This is a genomic window from Enterobacter sp. RCC_40 (assembly GCF_041360735.1).
GTDB classification, from domain to species: domain Bacteria; phylum Pseudomonadota; class Gammaproteobacteria; order Enterobacterales; family Enterobacteriaceae; genus Enterobacter; species Enterobacter ludwigii.
In genome coordinates, this window is record NZ_JBFUPR010000001.1 from 1,128,506 (window position 1) to 1,149,508 (window position 21,003).

3 protein-coding genes are annotated in these 21,003 nt (G+C 59.1%); 1 reads left to right on the top strand and 2 read right to left on the bottom strand.

Annotation, left to right across the window (positions count from 1 at the left end):
- Positions 1-54: 54 nt before the first annotated feature.
- Both AB6731_RS05310 and AB6731_RS05315 read right to left on the bottom strand, forming a co-directional pair.
- Complete coding sequence (locus AB6731_RS05310; RefSeq protein WP_371005987.1) at positions 55-18,060, bottom strand: Ig-like domain-containing protein; 18,006 nt, start codon at positions 18,058-18,060, stop codon at positions 55-57.
- A gap of 120 nt (positions 18,061-18,180) precedes the next feature.
- Positions 18,181-19,518: a TolC family outer membrane protein gene (locus AB6731_RS05315; RefSeq protein ID WP_063924974.1), complete on the bottom strand. Its 1,338-nt coding sequence runs from the start codon at positions 19,516-19,518 to the stop codon at positions 18,181-18,183.
- Between the two features lie 736 nt (positions 19,519-20,254).
- On the opposite strand from AB6731_RS05315, the gene AB6731_RS05320 reads away from it, so the two are divergent.
- Positions 20,255-20,998 carry a DeoR/GlpR family DNA-binding transcription regulator gene (locus AB6731_RS05320; RefSeq protein WP_041162592.1) on the top strand — a complete coding sequence of 248 codons (744 nt, stop codon included), beginning with the start codon at positions 20,255-20,257 and terminating at the stop codon, positions 20,996-20,998.
- Positions 20,999-21,003 lie beyond the last annotated feature (5 nt).

Genomic DNA, 21,003 nt, shown 5'->3' on the forward strand with positions numbered 1-21,003 from the left:
CTCTTCGTTATAGCTACGCAAAAGGCCGCGAGGATCGCTCCTCGCGGCATAGTTTTACGCAATTAACAGTTGATGATTTGCCAGCAGCGTAGCCAGATCGGTCTGCACGCCGTTCAGCGTGACCAGCGTTGTGGGTGAGAACTGGCCGCCGCTACCGTCCAGGTCAACCTGGATTTCGGTATTGCTGCCGTTTTGCACCACGCGGATGTAATCGGTGATATTCCCCGCACTGCCGTCCAGCGTGGCGACCCCGTTCACATAGCTCGCTGAGCCCGTACCGGTGTAGCCGCTGCCTGAAAGCAGGTCGCGCAGGTCAATACGGTCCGTATCCGCCGTGCCTTCCCAGGTGCCTACCGTAAAGCCGTTCACCACATCACTGCCGTTACCGCCTGTGGCATTGGAGGCGTTGATCAACGTGTAGAGCAGCGTATCGTGACCGCCGCTGCCAATATTGAACGTGTCGTTACCGCCACGGCCTTCGAACTGGTTGTTACCGCTGTTGCCGGTAATGACATCGTCAAAGTCCGAGCCGTTAATGCCCTCAATGTTCAGCAGGCGTGAGGTACCAAACCCGGTGTCCTGCGCGGTAGAAAGACGCAGGTCGACGGTCACGCCGGACGTCGCATTGCGGTAGTCCACCACGTCCATCCCCCCGGTGTTGCTCCAGGTGTCGTGATCCGAGTGGGTCGTCCAGCCGCCGGAACCGTTATAGGTATACGTGCCGTCCTCGGCGATAAAGGTGTCGTTATACCCGGTACCGGTAAGCGTCCCGCTGTGCCCTCCGGTTGCTGCTTCGGCAGTGAGGACGTAGCCCTCTTTGCCGTTGCCGGCTTCCAGACCGCTCCAGGTGACGTTATCCGACACGCCATTGGTGATTTTCAGGATCTCGGCCGAGTAAGTTTCATTCGGATCCAGACCGTAGAAACTCACCAGTGCAGAGGTATCGTTCGAACCGATACCGGACTGGGCGTTGATGATCTGCGAGGCCACCAGTACGCCCGCCGCGTTATACAGATTGACCGTATTACCGTAGTAGGCGTTGATACCCTCACTGTCGACAATGTGCAGATGCATCGCCGTGCCGTCGGCAACGGTTTTGCTGTTTTGCACCAGCACCACCTTGCCGTTCTGCTGCGACACCAGCAGATCCTGCGCGCCGTCCCAGTTGTAATCCACGGCGGCCACACCGGTGACGTTCGCCAGCCCGGAAGCCAGCTGACTTGCTGTCCAGCTTGAACCGTAACCGTTGTTGGTAAACAGTGTTGCGGTCTGCGATCCGCTGTAGGTACTGAGCTTGATGACGTCCATCTGGCCGTCGGCGTTCCAGTCCACCGCCACCGACAGATACCCTGCAGACGCGTTAGAGGCCTCAACCGCGCTCTTGGTGGTGGAGAGTTTTCCGGTACCGTCGTTGTAGTAGATCACCCCGCCGTTGTTGTTGTAGCTGCTGCCCAGGTACAGATCCATGTAGCCATCGCCGTTGAAATCCGCCCACGTCATCGACGCCGCTGTGGTGGTATTCGCCACGTTTGCAACAAACACGTTAGTCAGGTTCTGACCGAGGGATAACGTCCCGTTACCGTTGTTGTTAATCACGGTAAGCGAGTACGCGCCGCTGCGGTTGGTGTGCTGAACCACATCCACGGTGCCGTCGTTATTCAGGTCAACGCCGGAGATTTCACGCATGGTGGTGAATTGTCCCCAGAACCCGGCGCCGCCATAGCTCCCATCCGGCGTGAGTACCCCCTTGTTGTTAATAAGGTAGGTAATGGAGTCCGCACCGGCATCGCCATACGCAAGGTCCAGATACCCGTCACCGGTTTTATCGTAGGCAATGACACCGCCGTACCAGATAGTGGTTCCCATACCCAGTTGGCTGGCGTTGTAAGTGCTGCCATCGTAGGTCCACATCACCTGTGTAGACCCGCCGTAGGTGGTTTCAGTCGCAAAGATGTCCTGCGTGCCGTTACGGTCGAAATCGGCGGCGGTCTGGCTTACGGCAGGGAAGCCACGCGTATTGGTTAGCGCGTTCGCCGCGTAGGTTGAATCATCACTGCTGGAATAGGACTGTCCGTTAGCAATGATATTCCACAGGCCGCTGCTGTTCATGCCGACGGTCATGGTCGAGTTTTCGCTGTTACCCGCCGTGGTGGCCCAGCTGGTATTCACCGTGGTGGTGTCAATCACCAGGCTGCCGCTCGCCGTCCCGGTGGTATTGCCGTTACCCGCGCTGCTCTTCACCTGTGCCGTTACGTTATAGCTGGCAACGCTCAGTGCATCGCTGTCCGGGATCTGCAGATACCAGGTGTTGTGATCCGGGTCGACCACCACCGCGCCGCCCGTCTGCGACGTGTAGGTTTTACCGTTCACATTCACCACCAGGTACTCGCCGTTCACCAGATCAGCGGAGACCGTTCCGCTGACAATCGGCGTGGTATCCGATGTTGTCTGCGCGGTAATTGCCGCCGTGGTGGTCGGGATACTGGTATCGACGTTCAGTACAAACCCGTCCGATTCCGTATAGTTACCGGCTTTATCGGTTACCCGCAGGATATACGTATGATTGCCATCGCTCAGGCCGTTATCCTGGAAGGACCAGCTTGCGCTACCGTTCATCGTGACCTGGCCCAGCAGGATCCCGTCACGATAAAGCTGCACAATCTCACCGTCATCCGGCGCGCGGTTCAGCGTTCCGTTGATCAGCGGCGAGCTGTCATCCGTCGCCATCGCGCTGCCAAAGGAGCCCAGACGCTCACCTTCGTCATCGGTATAGCTCACCACGGTTCCCACGGTGGTTGGCGGCGTGGTATCCACCGTCACCACCTGCGATGAGGTTGAGCCCACGTTGCCCGCCTGGTCGATAATCCGCACCTGGTAGGTGTAATCACCGTCAGCCAGATCGCGGGTATCGGTGTAGCTCCAGCGCTGGTTGGTTACCGTTGCATCTGTCCAGGTATTCCCGCCGTCCAGGCTAATCTGCACGCGTTCATCATTGGCCAGCGCGCTGCCAAGCGAGCCGTTGAGCGTAAGCGTGGTGTCCATGGTGATGAAATCAGTGCCGGACTGCCCGGTATCTTCACTGATGCTGTCAATGGTGATGCCGTACTGAGGCGCATGGGTATCAACCGTGACCGTCTGCGACGTGGTAGCCCCGACGTTACCGGCCAGATCGACCACCCGCACCTGATAGTTGTAGCTACCGTCGGACAGGGTACGCGTGTCGTTATAGCTCCACTGTGTGCCATTCACCGTCGCGTTAACCCAGGTGGTGCCGCCATCCATACTGACCTGAACATACTCGCCCGCAACGGGTTGCGCCCCCAGCGTCCCGTTCAGGGTGTATGACGTTGAACTGGTCAGGAAGTCGTTGTTGTCAAAGCCGGTATCCACGGTGATGTTATCCACGGTCACCGTAATCGCCGCATCCGGGGCGACCGTATCGACAGTCACCTGCTGATGGGCACTGGATCCCACGTTACCTGCGGCATCCACCACGCGCACATAATAGTCATAGGTGGCATTACCCAACGTACGGCCGTCCACGTAGTACCAGCTGTTGCCGGTGACAATCACGTTCTGCCAGGTCACGCCACCGTCGATGCTGATTTGCGCATATTCGCCGTCAGCCAGCGTCGCGCCGAGCGAGCCATGCAGCGTTAGCGAGGTATCATGGGTGATAAAGTCGCTGCTGCTCAGGCCAGTGTCATCGCTGATGCTGTCAATGGCGATGGTTTTACTGGCATCGGGTGCCACGGTATCAATGGTGACCACCTGGCTGGTGGTGGCGCTGATATTGCCCGCATCGTCAATCACGCGAAGCTGATAGTTATAATCGCCGTCCGCCAGCGTGCGGGTATCAACCCAGGTCCAGCTCAGTCCGCTGACGCTGACATCCGTCCAGGTTACGCCGCCGTCGAGGCTGATCTGCGCGTGATCGCCACTCCCCAGCGCCGCACCGAGCGTCCCTTTCAGGCTGATCTGGTTATCGCTGGTGATAAAGTCGCTGCCAGACAAACCGGTATCCTGACTGACGGAATCGACCGTAATGGTCGTCGCCGCAGGCGCGGTGAGATCCACCACCACGTTCTGGCTGTCCGTTGCCCCTACGTTACCCGCGTTATCAATCACGCGGACCTGGTACTGATACGTACCGTCCGTCAGGGTGCGGCCATCGGTGTAGCGCCAGGTGGTGCCCGTGACGGCCAGGTCAATCCAGCTCGCCCCGCCGTCCACGCTGATCTGCGCTTTCTCGTTATTGCCGAGCTGCGCGGTCAATGAACCGTTAACAATAATCTGGCTGTCGTTGGTGATGAAATCACTCGCGCTCAGCCCGGTATCGTTTTGCAGGGCGTCGATACTGATCCCCATTGACGGCGCGGTCAGATCCACGGTCACGGTGTGATCGTCGCTGGCAGTGTTACCGATGGTGTTACTCACCTGGGCATGGATCACATACGATCCTCCGTCTGCCAGCGCGGTCACGTCTGCACTGCCTACGGTGTAGTTCCAGCTACCGTCAGCCTGCACGGTTGTGGTGTAGGTTTTGCCGTTCAGGGTGATGGTCACTGTCTGGCCAGCAGGCGCGTCGGTGGTACCACTGACCACCAGAGGGATACCATGTTCAGCGGTGCTGACGATATCGTCCTGCGCAAAGGTGTGGATAGTTATGGTCGGGACATCACCGTTCAGCGTCACGTCGTGCGTCGCGCTGCCCGGGTTACCGGCCTTATCGTTCACCGTCGCCGTTAGGGTGTAATTCCCGTCACTCAGGCCGAGGAAATCATGCCCCGGCACAAAGACCGACCACGAGCCGTCCGCCCCCACGGTCGCCTGATAGTTGTGATCGTTGAAGGAAACCGTCACCGTCTGGCCCTGCTCCGCCGTGGTGGTGCCGCTGATGGTCTGGCCTGCCAGCTGCTCGGCGTTATTGACAATATCGTCATCCGCCACAGTGCCGATGGTTACGGTTGGCGCCACGGTATCCACCGTCAGGGTGTGAGTGGTCTGTCCGCTGTTACCCGCTTTATCGTTGACTGAAGCGGTCAGCGTCAGCGCCCCTTCATTCAGGGCCGCCAGGTCGGCGGCCGGCACATCCAGCGTCCACGTACCATCGTTCGCCACCGTTGCGCTGTAGGTTTTACCCCCCAGCGTTACGGTAACGGTCTGCCCGGCTTCCGCGCTGGTAGAACCGTGAACGGTCAGCGGCTGCTGTGCTTCCGCTGCATTTAACACGTCGTCGCCAGAGAGCGTATTCACACCGATCACCGGCGCGGTGGTATCCACGCTGATGCCGTGCGTTGCCGACGCGCTGTTGCCCGCGCTGTCCTGGGCAGCAACGGAGACAGGATAATGTCCGCCATCGGTCAGTGCGCCCACATCAGCAGCCGGCACGGTAGTCGTCCAGGAGCCGTCACTCTGAATGGTGGCGGTGTAGCTTTTACCGTTCAGGGTTACCGTGACCTGCGTCCCGCTGGCAAACTGCGCGCTCGAGCCGTTAATCACCAGTGAGGAGCCTGCTTCTGCCGCGTTGATCACGTCGTCGCCGGCAATGGTATTCACGGTCAGCGCCACCGAGGCCGTGTTGACCACCACATCATGGGTCTTAGTGCTGCTGTTGCCCGCACTGTCGGTAATGGTTGCGCTGAGGGTCGCGGTGCCGTCAGCCAGCGAGGAAATTACGCTGGCCGGGACGCCCACGCTCCAGTTGCCGCTCGCATCCACCGTTGTCGTGTACTGATGAGACCCGACGGTAATCACCAGCCTGTCGCCGACGTTTGCACCGGTTGCACTACCGCTGACGATCTGCGCCTGCGCATGCTCCACGCTGTTGATCACATCATCAACGGCGACCGCGTTAAAGCTGATAACCGGTGGCGTGGTGTCAAGGGTAATGGCTTTATCCGCACTGCCTGGGTTACCGGCCGCATCGCTCACGCTAACCTGTACGGTGTAGCCGTTGTCGGCCATCGCAGTCAGGTCGGCCCCGGGCACATTCACACTCCACGTGCCGCCTGCCTGAACCTGCGCGGTGTACTGTTTATCGCCGAGCGTTACGGTGACCGTCTGACCCGCTTCTGCCGTGGTGGTGCCGGTGATGGCCACACCTGCAGACGCTTCGCTGGCGTTGATCACGTTGTCGCCGGCAACCGTATCAATCGTCACGGCAGGCGCGGTCGCATCGACGCTGTATTCGCGCCCTGCTGAGGCGCTGTTGCCGTTCACGTTGGTGACGCTCACCTGTACGCTGGCATCGCCGTCTTTCAGACCGACCAGGTCAGCAGACGGTACCGTCGCCGTCCAGTTACCGCTGGCATCAACGGTGGCCGTGTAGTGCTTGCCACCAAAGGTGATGCTGACGGTCTGGTTGGCTTCCACGTTGCTGGTGGTGCCGGAAAGCAGCAGATCTGCCCCTTTCTCCGCCGCGTTAATCACATCGTCAACGGCAATGGTATCAATGCTGATGGCGACGGCCGCCAGATCAACAGTGACGTCATGGCTGATGGTCACCGGATTGCCCGTGGTGCTTTGGCCTGCAACGGTAACGGTTACCGTTCCTGCCTGCAGCACGCTTACATCCGTCGCCGGAATAGCCGCGTTCCAGGTCCCGTCAGCCAGTACGGACGCCGCATAGGTTTTGCCGTTCACCGTTACCGTAAGCAGGGTCCCCGCTGCCAGCCCATCGCTGGAGCCGCTGACAATCAGGTTCTGACCATGCTCGATGCTGTTAATCACATCGTCGCCTGCCACGGTATCGACACGCAGGCCCGGCAGGCTGGCATCGATGGAGATATCACGCTCGCCGGAACCGGTATTGCCGTGTCCGTTGGTAACCGCTGCGGTGACGGTCAGGTCGCCATTACCCAGCGCGGTCAGCACGGACTGCGGGACATCAACCGACCAGCTCAGATCGCTCTGTACCGTTGTGGTGTAGGTATTGCCACCGACAGAGACCGTCACGGTGTTACCCGCTTCGGCGTTCACCACTTTCCCGCCGATCGTCTGGCCTGCCGCCACTTCCGCTGCATTGATGACGTTGTCACCGGCCACGGTGTTGATGATGACGGTCGGCAGCGCGGTGTCGACCTGCAGGTTCGCCGTATTGCTGACGCTGTTCCCCACGGTGTTCGTCGCGGTTGCGCTCAGGGTGTAGTTCGCCTCACCCAGCGCGGCCAAATCCGCTGCCGGTACCGTCAGGCTCCAGCCGCCGTCCGCCGCGGTTGTTGCGGTGTACTGTTTACCGTTCAGGGTCACGGTGACCAGGGTGCCTTCCGCAAGGTTGGCACTGGTACCGCTGACGCTCAGATCCTGACCTTTCTCCACCGCGTTCAGTACGTTGTCGCCGCTGAGGGTATCGAAGCCCACGGAAGGCAGCCCGGTATCGACGGTCACGTTATGGGTGCCGGATCCGGTATTGCCCGCGGCATCGGTGACGCTGACGCTGACCGTCACGGTGCCATCCTGCAGCGCGGAAATCACGTTCGCCGGAACGCCCACGCTCCAGTTGCCCGCAGCGTCCAGCACGGTGGTGTAGGTCTGGCTGCCAAGGGTCACGGTGACTTTATCGCCCGCCGCCGCGCCGGTGGCGGAGCCGCTGACGATCTGCGCCTGCGCATGCTCAGCCACGTTAATCACGTCGTCGCCTGCCACGGTGTTGATGGTCACGACCGGCACCGTCACGTCAACAGCCAGGTTGTGAGCCACCGAGGCCGGGTTACCCGCCTTGTCACTGACGGCGGCCGTCACGGTCACGCTACCGTCCGTGAGCGCCGCCAGGTCGGCTGCCGGAACGTCCAGCGTCCAGTTGCCGTCTGCCCCCACGGTGGTGGTGTAGTTCTTCCCGTTCAGGCTCACGGTGACCGTCTGGCCCGCTTCGGCGGTGCTGGTACCGGACACCGTCAGGTCAGCTTTCGCTTCGGTCGCATTCAGGATGTCGTCAGCCGCCAGGGTGTTAATCGTTACGGACGGCGCGGTGGTGTCCACGCTGTACTCGCGACCCGCAGACGCGCTGTTGCCGTTGGCGTTGGTAACGCTCACCTGCACGCTGGCATCGCCCTCTTTCAGACCGGCCAGGTCAGCAGACGGTACGGTATAAGTCCAGTTACCGCTCGCATCGACAGTGGTGGTATAGATTTTACCGCCCATGGCGAGGGTGACGGTCTGTCCGGCTTCCACGTTGGTGGTCGCACCTGACAGCACCAGATCGGTCCCTTTTTCCGCCGCGTTAATCACGTCATCGGTAGCGATGGCGTTAATGCTGATCGCCACGGTCGCCAGATCCACCGTCACGTCGTGGCTGATGGTCATCGGGTTGCCCGTCGGGCTATCACCGGTAACGGTAATTTTCACGGTGCCTTCCGGCCATGCGCTGACGTCTGCGGCCGGCACGGCTGCGTTCCAGGTCCCGTCCGCCAGTACGGACGCCGCATAGGTTTTGCCGTTCACGGTGATGGTCAGTGCCGTGCCCGCTGCCAGCCCATCGCTGGAGCCGCTGACAATCAGGTTCTGACCATGCTCGATGCTGTTAATCACATCGTCACCTGCCACGGTATCGACACGCAGGCCCGGCAGGCTGGCGTCAATGGTGATATCGCGTTCGCCGGAACCGGTATTGCCGTGCCCGTTGGTGACGGTGGCCGTCACGCTCAGTCCGCCGTTACCCAGCGCCGTCAGCACCTCTGAAGGCACGTTGACGGACCAGGTCAGGTCATCCTGCACCGTCGCCGTCCAGCTGTTACCGCCCATCGTAACGGTGACGGTATTGCCCGCTTCGGCGTTCACCACTCTCCCGCCGATCGTCTGACCTGCAGCCACTTCCGCCGCATTGATCACGTTGTCACCGGCCACGGTGTTGATGATGACGGTCGGCATCGCGGTGTCGACCTGCAGGTTCGCCGTATTGCTGACGCTGTTCCCCACGGTATTCGTTGCGGTTGCGCTCAGGGTGTAGTTCGCCTCACCCAGCGCGGCCAGATCCGCTGCCGGTACCGTCAGGCTCCAGCCGCCGTCCGCCGCGGTTGTTGCGGTGTATTGTTTGCCGTTCAGGGTCACGGTGACCAGGGTACCTTCCGCAAGGTTGGCGCTGGTACCGCTGACGCTCAGATCCTGACCTTTCTCCACCGCGTTCAGTACGTTGTCGCCGCTCAGGGTATCGAAGCCCACGGAAGGCAGCCCGGTATCGACGGTCACGTTATGAGTGCCGGATCCGGTATTGCCCGCAGCATCGGTGACGCTGACGCTGACCGTCACGGTGCCGTCGCTGAGGCCAGAAATCACGTTCGCCGGAACGCCCACGCTCCAGTTACCCGCGGCGTCCAGCACGGTGGTGTAGGTCTGGCTGCCAAGGGTCACGGTGACTTTATCGCCCGCCGCCGCGCCGGTGGCGGAGCCGCTGACGATCTGCGCCTGCGCATGCTCAGCCACGTTAATCACGTCGTCGCCCGCCACGGTGTTGATGGTCACGACCGGCACCGTCACGTCAACAGCCAGGTTATGATCCACCGAGGCCGGGTTACCCGCCTTGTCACTGACGGCGGCCGTCACGGTCACGCTGCCGTCCGTAAGCGCCGCCAGGTCGGCTGCCGGAACGTCCAGCGTCCAGTTGCCGTCTGCGCCCACGGTAGTGGTGTAGTCCTTCCCGTTCAGGCTCACGGTGACCGTCTGGCCCGCTTCGGCGGTGCTGGTACCGGACACCGTCAGGTCAGCTTTCGCTTCGGTCGCATTCAGGATGTCGTCAGCCGCCAGGGTGTTAATCGTTACGGACGGCGCGGTGGTGTCCACGCTGTACTCGCGACCCGCAGACGCGCTGTTGCCGTTGACGTTGGTGACGCTCACCTGCACGCTGGTATCGCCCTCTTTCAGACCGGCCAGGTCAGCAGACGGCACCGTCGCCGTCCATTTGCCGTCGGCATCCACCGACGCCGTATAGGTTTTACCGCCGAAGAGGATGCTGACGGTCTGATTCTCCTCCACGTTGGAGGTGGTGCCAGAGAGCACCAGGTCCGCGCCCTTCTCAGCCGCGTTAATCACATCATCCGTGGCAATGGCGTCAATCCCGATGGCGACAGCCGCAAGGTCCACCGTCACATTGTGGGTAATGGACACCGGCGTACCGGCGCTGTTCTGCCCCTCAACGGTGACAGCTACCGTGCCTGCCGCCAGCGCGCCAACATCGGCCGCCGGAATAGCCGCACTCCAGGTGCCGTCAGCCAGCACGGTGGCCGGATAGGTTTTATTATTTACCGTTACGGTCAGAGCGGTCCCTGCCGCCAGTCCTTCGCTGGTGCCGGTCACGATCAGGTTCTGGCCATGCTCGATGCTGTTGATCACATCGTCACCCGCCACGGTATCCACGCGCAGGCCCGGCAGGCTGGCGTCAATGGTGATATCGCGCTCGCCGGTGCCGCTGTTGCCCACGCCGTTAGTCACGCTGGCGGTGACGGTCAGTTCGCCGTTACCCAGTGCGGTTAACACGGACTGCGGTACGTTGACGGACCAGGTCAGGTCATCCTGCACCGTGGCGGTCAGGGTGTTACCGCCGAGGATCACGGTGACGGTGTTGCCTGCTTCGGCATTCACCACGGTACCGCTGAGAGTCTGGCCGGTCGCCAGCTCCGCGGTATTAATAATATCGTCGCCAGCCACGGTGTTGATGGTGACACCCGGCAGGACAGACTCCACGTTCACGGTGTGAGTCACGCTGGTACTGTTGCCAACAGCATCGGTTGCAGACGCGGTGAGGGTGTAGATCGCTTCACCCAGTGCGCCGACCTGATCCGCCGGAACGGTAGCCCTCCACAGCCCGTTATCATCCACCGTCGCGCTGTAGGCTTTGCCGTTCAGCATCACGGTGACGATCGCGCCCGCCGCCAGACCTGACGCGGTGCCGGTGAGGGTGAGATCCTGCGTTTTCTCGGTGCTATTGATGACATCGTCGTCTGAAACGGTGTCAATGGTCAGCACCGGAGCGGTAAGGTTGACGGCCACGTCGTGCGTCGCACTGTTGCTGTTGCCCGCTTTATCGGTCAGGGTCGCGGTGATGGTGTGATCCCCGGCGGCCAGAGCATTGACGTCGACCGCAGGCACTCCCACGCTCCAGTTGCCCACGGCATCCAGCGTGGCGGTGTAAGATTTATTATTGATGGTGACGGTGACCACATCACCCGCTGCCGCGCCGGTGACAGACCCGGTGACAATCAGCGCCTGCGCGTGCTCAACGCTGTTGATGACGTCGTCATCCGAAACGGTGTGAATGGTCAACTGCGGCACCGTGGTATCCACCAGCACGTCACGATCCACCGAGGCCGGGTTACCCGCTTTGTCGGATACCGCCGCGGTGATGGTGTAGTTTCCGTCGATAATGCCGCTCAGGTCGGTTGACGGTACGCTCAGGCTCCAGCTGCCATCCGCCTGCACGGTGGTGGTGTAATCCTTGCCATTCAGCGTAACGGTCACGGTCTGGCCCGCTTCCGCGTTTGTGATGCCGTTAACCACCAAATCCTGCTGCGCTTCAGACGCATTAATGATGTTGTTGTCGCTGACAATGTCGATAGAGACCGTCGGCGCGGTCGTATCCACGCTGTATTCACGGCCCGCTGACGCGCTGTTGCCGTTCACGTTGGTGACGCTAACCTGCACGCTGGCATCGCCCTCCTTCAGGCTGCCTAAATCAGCAGAAGGCACGGTAGCGGTCCAGTTACCGCTGGCATCCACGGTCGCGGTGTAAGACTTGCCGCCGAAGGTGATATACACGGTCTGGTTGGCTTCGACGTGGGTGGTGGTACCCGACAGGACCAGGTCCGTGCCTTTTTCCGCCGCGTTGATCACGTCGTCGGTGGCAATCGCGTTGACGCTGATCGCCACCGCGGCCAGATCGACCGTGACGTCATGCGCAATCGTCACCGGGTTTCCTGCGGTGCTCTGACCCTCAACGGTTACCGTCACCTTGCCTGCGTTCAGCGCGCTGACGTCGGCGGCCGGGATCGCTGCCGTCCAGGTCCCGTCTGCCAGAACCGTCGCCGCATAGGTTTTACCATTGACGGTCACCGTCAACGCAGAGCCGGTTTTCAGTCCATCACTGGAGCCGCTAATAATCAGGTTTTGGCCATGCTCGATGCTGTTAATCACATCGTCGCCCGCCACGGTATCGACCCGCAGACCCGGCAGGTTGGCATCAATGGTGATGTCGCGGCTGCCGGAGCCGGTATTGCCGTGACCGTTAGTGACGCTTGCCGTCACGGTTAAATCGCCGTTGCCAATGGCCTTTAAGACTTCAGGCGGCACATTGACCGACCAGCTCAGATCATCCTGAACGGTGGCGGTCCAGGTGTTGCCCCCCATTGAAATCGTGACAGTGTCACCGCTTGCGGCACCGCTGACGTTCCCGCTCAGGGTCTGTCCCGCAGTCACTTCCGCCGCATTGATGACATCATCAATGGCGACAGCGTTAATGGTCACCACCGGTAGCGCACTGTCGACAAGTGCCTGATGGCTGGTGCTCGCGCTGTTGCCTGCGGTATCGGTCACGCTCGCGGTGACGGTGTAGTTCGCTTCGCCCAGCGCCGAGACGTTTGATGCCGGTACCGTCACGCTCCAGTTGCCGCTGGCGTCAGTCGTGGCCGTGTAGTTAATGCCATTCAGGGTCACGACGATCGTGGTGCCGTCCGGCTGGTTGCTGGTGCCGGAGAGTTGCAGATCTTCGCCTTTCTCGATGGCATTGATCACATCATCGCCCGCAACGGTATTGATAGCGATAACCGGAGCGGTCAGGGAAACCGCAATCTCATGCGTCTGCGTGGTGCTGTTGCCCGCTTTGTCGGTGAGGGTCGCAGACATCGTATGGTCGCCATTGCCCAGCGCGCCCGCGTCAGCCGCCGGAATACCCATACTCCAGTTGCCGGACGCGTCCAGCATTGCGCTGTAATTTTTACCGTTCAGCGTCACGGTGATCACGTCGCCTGCCTGTGCCCCGGTGACTGTGCCAGAAACGATCAGCGCCTGACCGTGTTCAGCAATATTCAGAATGTCATCACCGGCAACGGTGTTGAAGGTGATCTGCGGCACGGTAGTGTCCACCAGCACAGACGCATCCGTGCTGGCCGGGTTACCGGCTTTATCCGACACGGTCGCCGTAACGACGGCAGTGCCGTCGGTGATACCGGCCAGATCGGCTGCCGGCACGTCAAGCGTCCAGCTGCCGTCAGCCTGTACCTGTGAGGTGTATTGATTGCCATTAAAGGTCACCGTGACCGTCTGCCCCGCTTCGGCAGTCGAGGTGCCGCTCAGGGTGAGATCCTGTGCCGCCTCTGCCGCATTGAGCATGTTGTCGTGACTGACCGTATCGATGGTGACCGCCGGCGCAGTGGTATCGACGCTGAATTCGTGTGACGAAGAGGCCGGGTTGCCATTCACGTTGCTCACGCTCACCTGAACGCGGGCATCTCCCTCTTTCAGGCCGCTTACATCCGCAGCCGGAACGGTGTAAGCCCAGTTGCCATTCGCATCCACGGTGGTGGTGTAGCTTTTGCCACCAAAGGTGACCGTCACCGTCTGACCGGCTTCGACCCCAGACGTGGTGCCGGAGAGCGCCAGATCGTGTCCCTTCTCCGCCGCATTCAGCACGTTATCAGGGGTCACGCTGTTAACGCTTATCGCGACCGGGGCGAGATCGACATCCACCACGGTCCCGATATTCACCGGGTTGGCGGAAGCATCCTGTGCGCGGGCTGTAATGTCGAGAGGACCGTCCGCCCACTGGCTGACATCCGCCGCAGGCACAGCCGCTTTCCAGGTTCCATCGGCCAGGACCGTGGCGACGTACTCAATGTTGTTAATGGTCACGGTAACGGTGCTGCCCGCGGCCAGATCGGTGCTGGTACCGGAAACAATCAGATTCTGACCGTGCTCGATGATATTGATAACATCGTCGCCCGCCACGGTATCAATACGCAGACCAGGCAACTGGGCGTCGATGGTGAAGTCCAGCGCGGCAGAACCGGTGTTTCCGTGCGCATTCGTCACGCTGGCCGTAACCGTCAGCTCACCGTTACCGAGCGCGGTTAACTGGCTCTGGGTTAACGGCAGGCTCCAGGTAAGATCGTCCTGCACCGCAACGGTATACGTCTGGCCGCCCAGGGTAAGGGTGACAATGTCGCCTGCCGCCGCGTTGGCGACTTTCCCCGTCAGGGTCTGGCCTGCCGCCAGTTCCGCCGCGTTGATGATGTTATCGCCCGCCAGCGTGTTGAGCGTGACCATCGGCAGCGAGCTGTCTACCAGCACATCGTGCGTGGCCGACGCGCTGTTACCCACACTGTCCGTGACGCTCGCCGTCACCGTATAGTGCGCCTCGCCCAGCGCGCTTACTGCGGAGGCCGGTACGGTAACACGCCAGTTACCGCTGGCATCCGTAATGGCGGTGTAGTGAATGCCATTCAGGGCCACGGTGATCGGGGTGCCTTCTGGCTGGTTGCTGGTCCCGGAAAGCAGCAGGTTTTCGCCTTTTTCGGTGGCGTTAATCACGTCGTCCGCCGCCAGAGTGTGAATACCTATCTCCGGCGTCACGGTATTAACCACCACCTCCAGCGTGCTGCTGCCGGTGTTGCCAGATTGGTCGGTCACAGAGACCGTAATCGTCCAGGTTCCGTCCGCCAGGCCCTGTACCACAGACGCAGGCAGGCCGAGGCTCCAGTTGCCCGCCGCATCCACCACGGTGGTGTAATCCACGTTATTGATGGTCACCGTGACCCAATCACCCGCTGCCGCTCCGGTCACGGAGCCGCTGAGGACCTGCGCCTGGGTATGGGCAAGCTGGTTTATGGTATTGGTATCGGTGACAAAATCGTTAATGGTCACCTGCGGTACGGTGGCATCCACCAGCCCGACGCGATCCGTGCTGCTGCTGTTACCTGCCACATCGCTCACGGTTGCCGTTACCGTGACGGTGCCATCGGCCAGTGCGCCGACGTCCGCAGCAGGTACTGTCAGTTGCCAGCTACCGTCATGTTGAACGGTGGTCTGGTAGGTTTTACCGTTCAGCGCGACGGTGACCGTCTGGCCCGCTTCCGCCGTGCTGCTACCGCTTAACACGATATCCTGCTGCGCTTCGGCAGCACTGATGATGTTGTCATCGGTCAGATTATTGATCGTGATGTCCGGAGGCAGCGTATCGACCGTCACCACGCGCGACGCATCGGCGCTGTTGCCGTTAACGTTCGTCACGCTGACGCTCACCTGCGCGCGGCCGTCAATCAACGTTTCCATGGCGCTGGCCGGTACGGTCAGGCTCCAGGAGCCGTCCTGCTGCACCTGCGCGGTATAGGTCCGATCGGCGAATTTCACCACCACAGTCTGCCCGGCTTCCACGCCCTGCGTCTGGCCAGAGAGCGTGAGATCGCTGCCTTTTTCCGCCGCGTTCAGTCGGTCATCACCGGAGATGACATCAACAGTCACCGCCACGGCGTTCAGGTCGAGTTCGATCGGATGTTCAGCGGCAACGGCATTGCCCCACGCATCTTCTGCACTGACGTGCACTGCGATATGGCCCGGCGTCCAGGACTGGAGGTCGCTCGCCGGGACACCAATCTGCCAGCCACCGGTGGCGTTGACCACGGTGACATAGTCGACGTTATTGATGGTGACGGTGATCTGCGTGCCTGCGGCCAGATGGCTGCTGGAGCCGGTCACGGTAAGATCCTGATGCTGCTCAATGGCATTGATCACGTCATCACCGGAAAGGGTGTTAACGCGCAGACCCGGCAGCGCCGCGTTGATATTGATATCGCGCTCGCCGCTGCCCGTATTGCCGTGGCTGTTGGTGACTGACGCGGTAATGGTCAGGTCGCCGTCGCCGAATGCCCTGAGATCCGCAGACGGGATAGTGAGGTTCCAGGTCAGATCGCTACCCACGGTGGCGCTGTAATGCTTGCCGCCAACGGAAACAGACACCGTATCCCCTGCCGCTGCACCCGTGACACGACCGCTGATCGTTTGATCGGCGGCCACTTCGGCGTTATTCACCCGGTTGTCGCCGGCAAAGGTATTAATGACCACCTGTGGCAACACGGTATCAACCAGCAGTGTGGCCTCCGCTGAGCCGCTGTTGCCCACGCTGTCGGTACCGCTGACGCTGACGGTGTACAGCGTGTTCGCCAGTTGCAGGACGTCGGAAACCGGTACCTGAACTGACCAGCTCCCGTTCTCGACAACGGTTTGATAATTGACGTTGTTCAGCGTCACGGTGATGGCGCTGCCGTCTGGCAGCGTGCTGGTGCCGGTCAGGCTCAGCGGCTGCATAGCCTCCTGAGCATTGAGAACGTTATCCTGGCTGATGGCATGAACGGTAAATTCCGGTGGGTTACCGCTCAGCGTAATGCCGTGTGTGGCGCTGCCGGTATTGCCCGCGGCATCGGTAACGGAAACCGTAATGTTGTGGTTGCCTTCTCCCAGCAAGCCCACCACGGACGCAGGCACCCCCACGCTCCAGCTGCCGTCCGCCTGCACCACACCGGTGAAGGTCTGACCGCCAACGGTTACGCTCACGACATCCCCTGCTGCGGCGCCGCTCGCCGTACCGGAAATAATCTGCGCCTGGCCCTGCTCGCTGGTATTGAGGATATTGTCGTCAGCAACGGTGTTAATCGTCACGACCGGGGCGGCGGTATCCACGGTGAAATCGACGGTCGTGGAAGATCCGTTCCCCGCTTTATCGCTGACGTTCACCGTTAGCGTATGGTCGCCATTCGCCAGCGATTGCACCTCGCTGGCGGGAAGCGTAACGGACCACGTGCCGTTGCTCCCCACCGTGGCGGTATGATTTTTCCCGTTGAGCGTTACCGTCACAATCTGGCCGGCTTCCGCATCGGTTTTACCGGTGAGCGTCAGCGCCTGGTTGTGCTCAGCCGCGTTGATGATGTTGTCCTGCGCAATCGTATCAACAGAAAGCGCTGGCGCGTTGGTATCCACACCTATCGTCTGGCTGCCGCTCACGGTATTGCCCGCGGCGTCTTTACCGCTGACGTTCACGGTCCAGGTGCCGTCACCCAGCGCCTGTGCATCCGCGGCAGGCACGTTCACGCTCCATGCGCCGCCGGCCCCCACTTCCGCCGTGTAGGTTTTGCCGTTCAGCGTGACGGTAAGCCCGGTTCCCTGCGCCAGATTTTTGCTGGTGCCGGACAGCGTAAAGCCAGCGGAGTGTTCGCTGGCATTGATCACGTTGTCACCGGCCGTTGTCCCCAGCGTGATGCTGGCGTCAGCGGTAGAAATTGTGACGGTAATGCTGCCCGCCTGCGTCGTTTTGCTCCCGTCGATTTGCACGACAGACCAGGTATGTTCGCCGTCAGCCTGAGTCGGGAGTTTTACGGTCCAGGTACCCTCTTTCCCGACCATAGTGCTGGCAATGGTGCTTCCGCTGCTGTCTTTAACCTGAATGGTCGCGCCCGGCTGCCCGGTACCGCTGAAGGTTGGGGTGTTGTCGTCCGTGATCGCTTTTCCACTCAGCACACCCTGCTTATCACCCGCGTTGTCCGTCAGCAAAAAGGTCGGCGTCGCGCTTTCAACATCTTTGGTGTTGTCGATGACTTTGGTTTTGGTTTCGCCGTCACCCCCGTGCGCCAGCAGTGCGCCAATGGTACCGCCGCCCAACGCAGCGCCTGCAATCCATCCCCATGGCGCGTCATTGAGAACGCTTCCCTGCTCAAGGAAAGGCTCAATGCTGGCAACCGGCGTAGCCTGCGCGGTTAACTCGGTAACAGCAACGCCAGACGCTTCCCCGGCATCGGCAAAAGAAATATGCGTCAGTTCCTGCTGATCGTTGAAGACCAGTTCTGATTGATTATGGGTCTGTGGATCTTCAACAAAATAGTTATTGCAGCGAATAACGCTGCCGTCTTTCATATAAATAAGCAGGTCTTTACCCTGGCGAACATAACGCACAACATCCTGAGCAGAACCCTGAATTTCAATCACACTCGGCGAAGAAATAGAAACCGACAAATTACCCTCACCGGTTAATTTCGTTTTCTCGGCCGTTTTGCGAATGATGACATCAACAATTTTTACGTTACTCATTTTCCTCTCCTTGCAGGTGTCCGGATTCCTGTGGATATGTCCACCAAATGGATGTAGCTATCCCTGGGAAAAAGCACCCATTATTTTCTTACTTATTTCGCACAAAAAGACGCGTGTTTTTTAACTCAAATCAGGTAATTTTGCGGCAGCGTTTTTCTCTATTCCGATCAGCGGCATCAAATTATCAACGGCAGATGCGTAATTAATCGCCGAACTCCAGCCATCATATTCAGCCATTATTTTGGCTGAGGTGGCTTGCCAGACATCCTGTTCAACGCTGAGCAAATCGTTAATGCTCCGCTTGCTCAGGGTATATTCATTTCTGTAAACATCCCGGGCGCGTAATGCGCTTTCCAGCTGCAGCTTCCCTGCCTGCATTCTTCCCTGCGCGCCGGTCCAGTCAGCCTGCGCGACAGAGGCTTTTTGCAGGACATCGAACCGCGCCTGGTCAACCTGAGACGATGCCATGGCCCTTGCCCCTTCGGCCTGGCGAACGCGGGCTGAAACGGCGCCCCCCTGGTATAGCGGTGCGTCAATATTGAGCTGAATCTGGTCATCCCAGTAAGAACGGTTGTCGGACTCGTAGCGGGTGCGGCCTCCTTTCAGGCTTAACGTCGGCCAGTGCTGAGACTTTGCCGTTGCCACGCCATACTGAGCTGAACGCTCCATATTCTGCGCGGCCATGACCGCGGGAATGGCCGAGTAATCAATGCGATTAAGCGAATCCTGCTCAACGGCAAGCTTCGCCGGTACAGGTGAATAGCGCTCGGCCTCCATGCCAGTCAACACCGCAAGCCGTGCGCGGGCGCTGTTTAACGCCGCGTTATACTGCTCGACCGTGGCCTGCATACCGGCAATGCGCGTGCGCGTCTGAAGCTCGTCAGAGGTTGAACTGACGCCTGCGTCGGCGCGGAGTTTGGCCAGTTGTTCAACGTTTTTGAGCGCCTGAACGTTCTCTTTGGCGGCCTGCAACAGGTCGGAATAGCGTTTGACTTCTACGTAGCTGAGCGCCGTTTTTTCCGCCACCGCAGACAAAGTGCTCATCAACTGGTAACGATAGCTATCGCGCTGCGCCGTGGACTGGTCGATGCTGTTGTTGGTCTTGCCAAAATCGTATACCAGCTGCGTCAGACTCAATCCCCAGGCCGCAGAATTGCGCAGCGAGCCGCTGGAATCGGTGGTCTGGCTATGGCCGGTGCTACCGTTTAACGATATTTGTGGCATCCAGCCGCTGCGTGCTTCATCTATTTGTGCCTGACCTATTCCCAGTTGCGCGGCCTGCTGGCTAATCGACGGATCGCGATCGATGGCAAAAAGAATACTCTCTTTTAATGTTGTCGCGGCAATCGGAGCAATCCCCACCTGGCGGCTATTCGCAGAGGCCGTATTAAAGGCCAACGAAATTAATGCCAGGGCGACTGGAAATCTCAGCAACATATTATTTCGCATGATAGTCATTTTTATCTCCCTGACTCTGAATGACGCTTAAATATTTACCCCTAAAGGGGTATAAATAATTCGACAAATATCTTACCTGGGTCCGAATAAATATTGGACAAACGCTCCCCAACCCCATTTCCATTGGAGATGAGAGCCGACCATATTCTTATGACAATAAGAATTTACTTATTTCTTTAACTGGTTTGCAGCATAACAAAATGCGCTATAGGCAACTACACCCACAATGTTAATGTGGTGTTACAGATAAGAAAAAAGATGGGGTTTCTGGACAAAACCTTAAAAAGGGGCTTTCAAATGAAACAAATAAAGTCTTTGTTATTTAAGTAAAATTTTAGAATCGCCGGATGCACATTTTTGCGTTAATTTCAGCATGCGTCAGACACAAAGATTTTCAAAGAAATGTCAGTTTAAGTAACCATAATGCCATATACAACATTAAATTCTGTGTATATAAATATACACAGAATTTATTGCTATTTATTAATTTCATTAAAGCATTAATGGTTGCATATTGGTATCACAATGGTTATATCCGCCAGTGTGTTTAATAAAACACAACAATAACATTGCTGTTAACATTTGGAATGAATCACTCACACCGTATTAATAACATTTTAATAATAACCAATATGAACAATACCGGACATTGATACTTACTGGCGATCAACACCCTTCCCTCTGCGGCAAAATGCTGTAATATGCAACTTATTGCGACATTTTGCGGGATTCATCCATGCACAAAACGGCCAGACAAAAATATGTGCTTGATATCATTAGTGAGCACGGGCAGGCCAGCATTACGGAACTGGCGGACAAACTGCAGGTCTCAGCGGACACCATCCGCCGGGATCTGACCGATCTCGAGAAACAGGGGCTGGCGCAAAAGAACCACGGCGGGGCAATTGCCCTGAATCTGTCGGCCATGAATCGTCAGGGGCGCAATACACTGCTGCCGGAAACCAAACAACGTCTTGGTAAACAGGTGGCGCAGACTGTTCCGCCAGGTTCGACGCTGTTTCTGGATGCGGGGAGCACGGTAATGGCTGTCGCCTCGTTCCTGAAGGGACCGCTGACAATCATCACCACCTCGCTGGATATCGCGTGGCACTTCAGCGACCGTGACGATATCGAACTGATCCTGCTCGGCGGAAAATGGGATCACAAGCAGCGACTGTTTGCCGGCAGCGCCACCCTCTCCCTGCTGTCACGCTACCGCGCGGATATCGCCATTCTGGGAGCCTGTGCTATCCATGCTGAACTCGGTCTGAGCGCCGGAAAAGAGGCCGATGCCGAGGTCAAACGGGCGATGCTCGCGGCCAGCCATGAACGCTGGATTGTCGCCGACCATCTGAAACTAAACCGCTGTGAACCGTATCTGGTCAGCGGATTATCCAACATCCAGCACCTCTTTTTAGATCGTCCCTGGCCTGAGCTTGGGGACCCTGGCGCAATGCACATTACGGTTTGCGCGAAATAACGTGG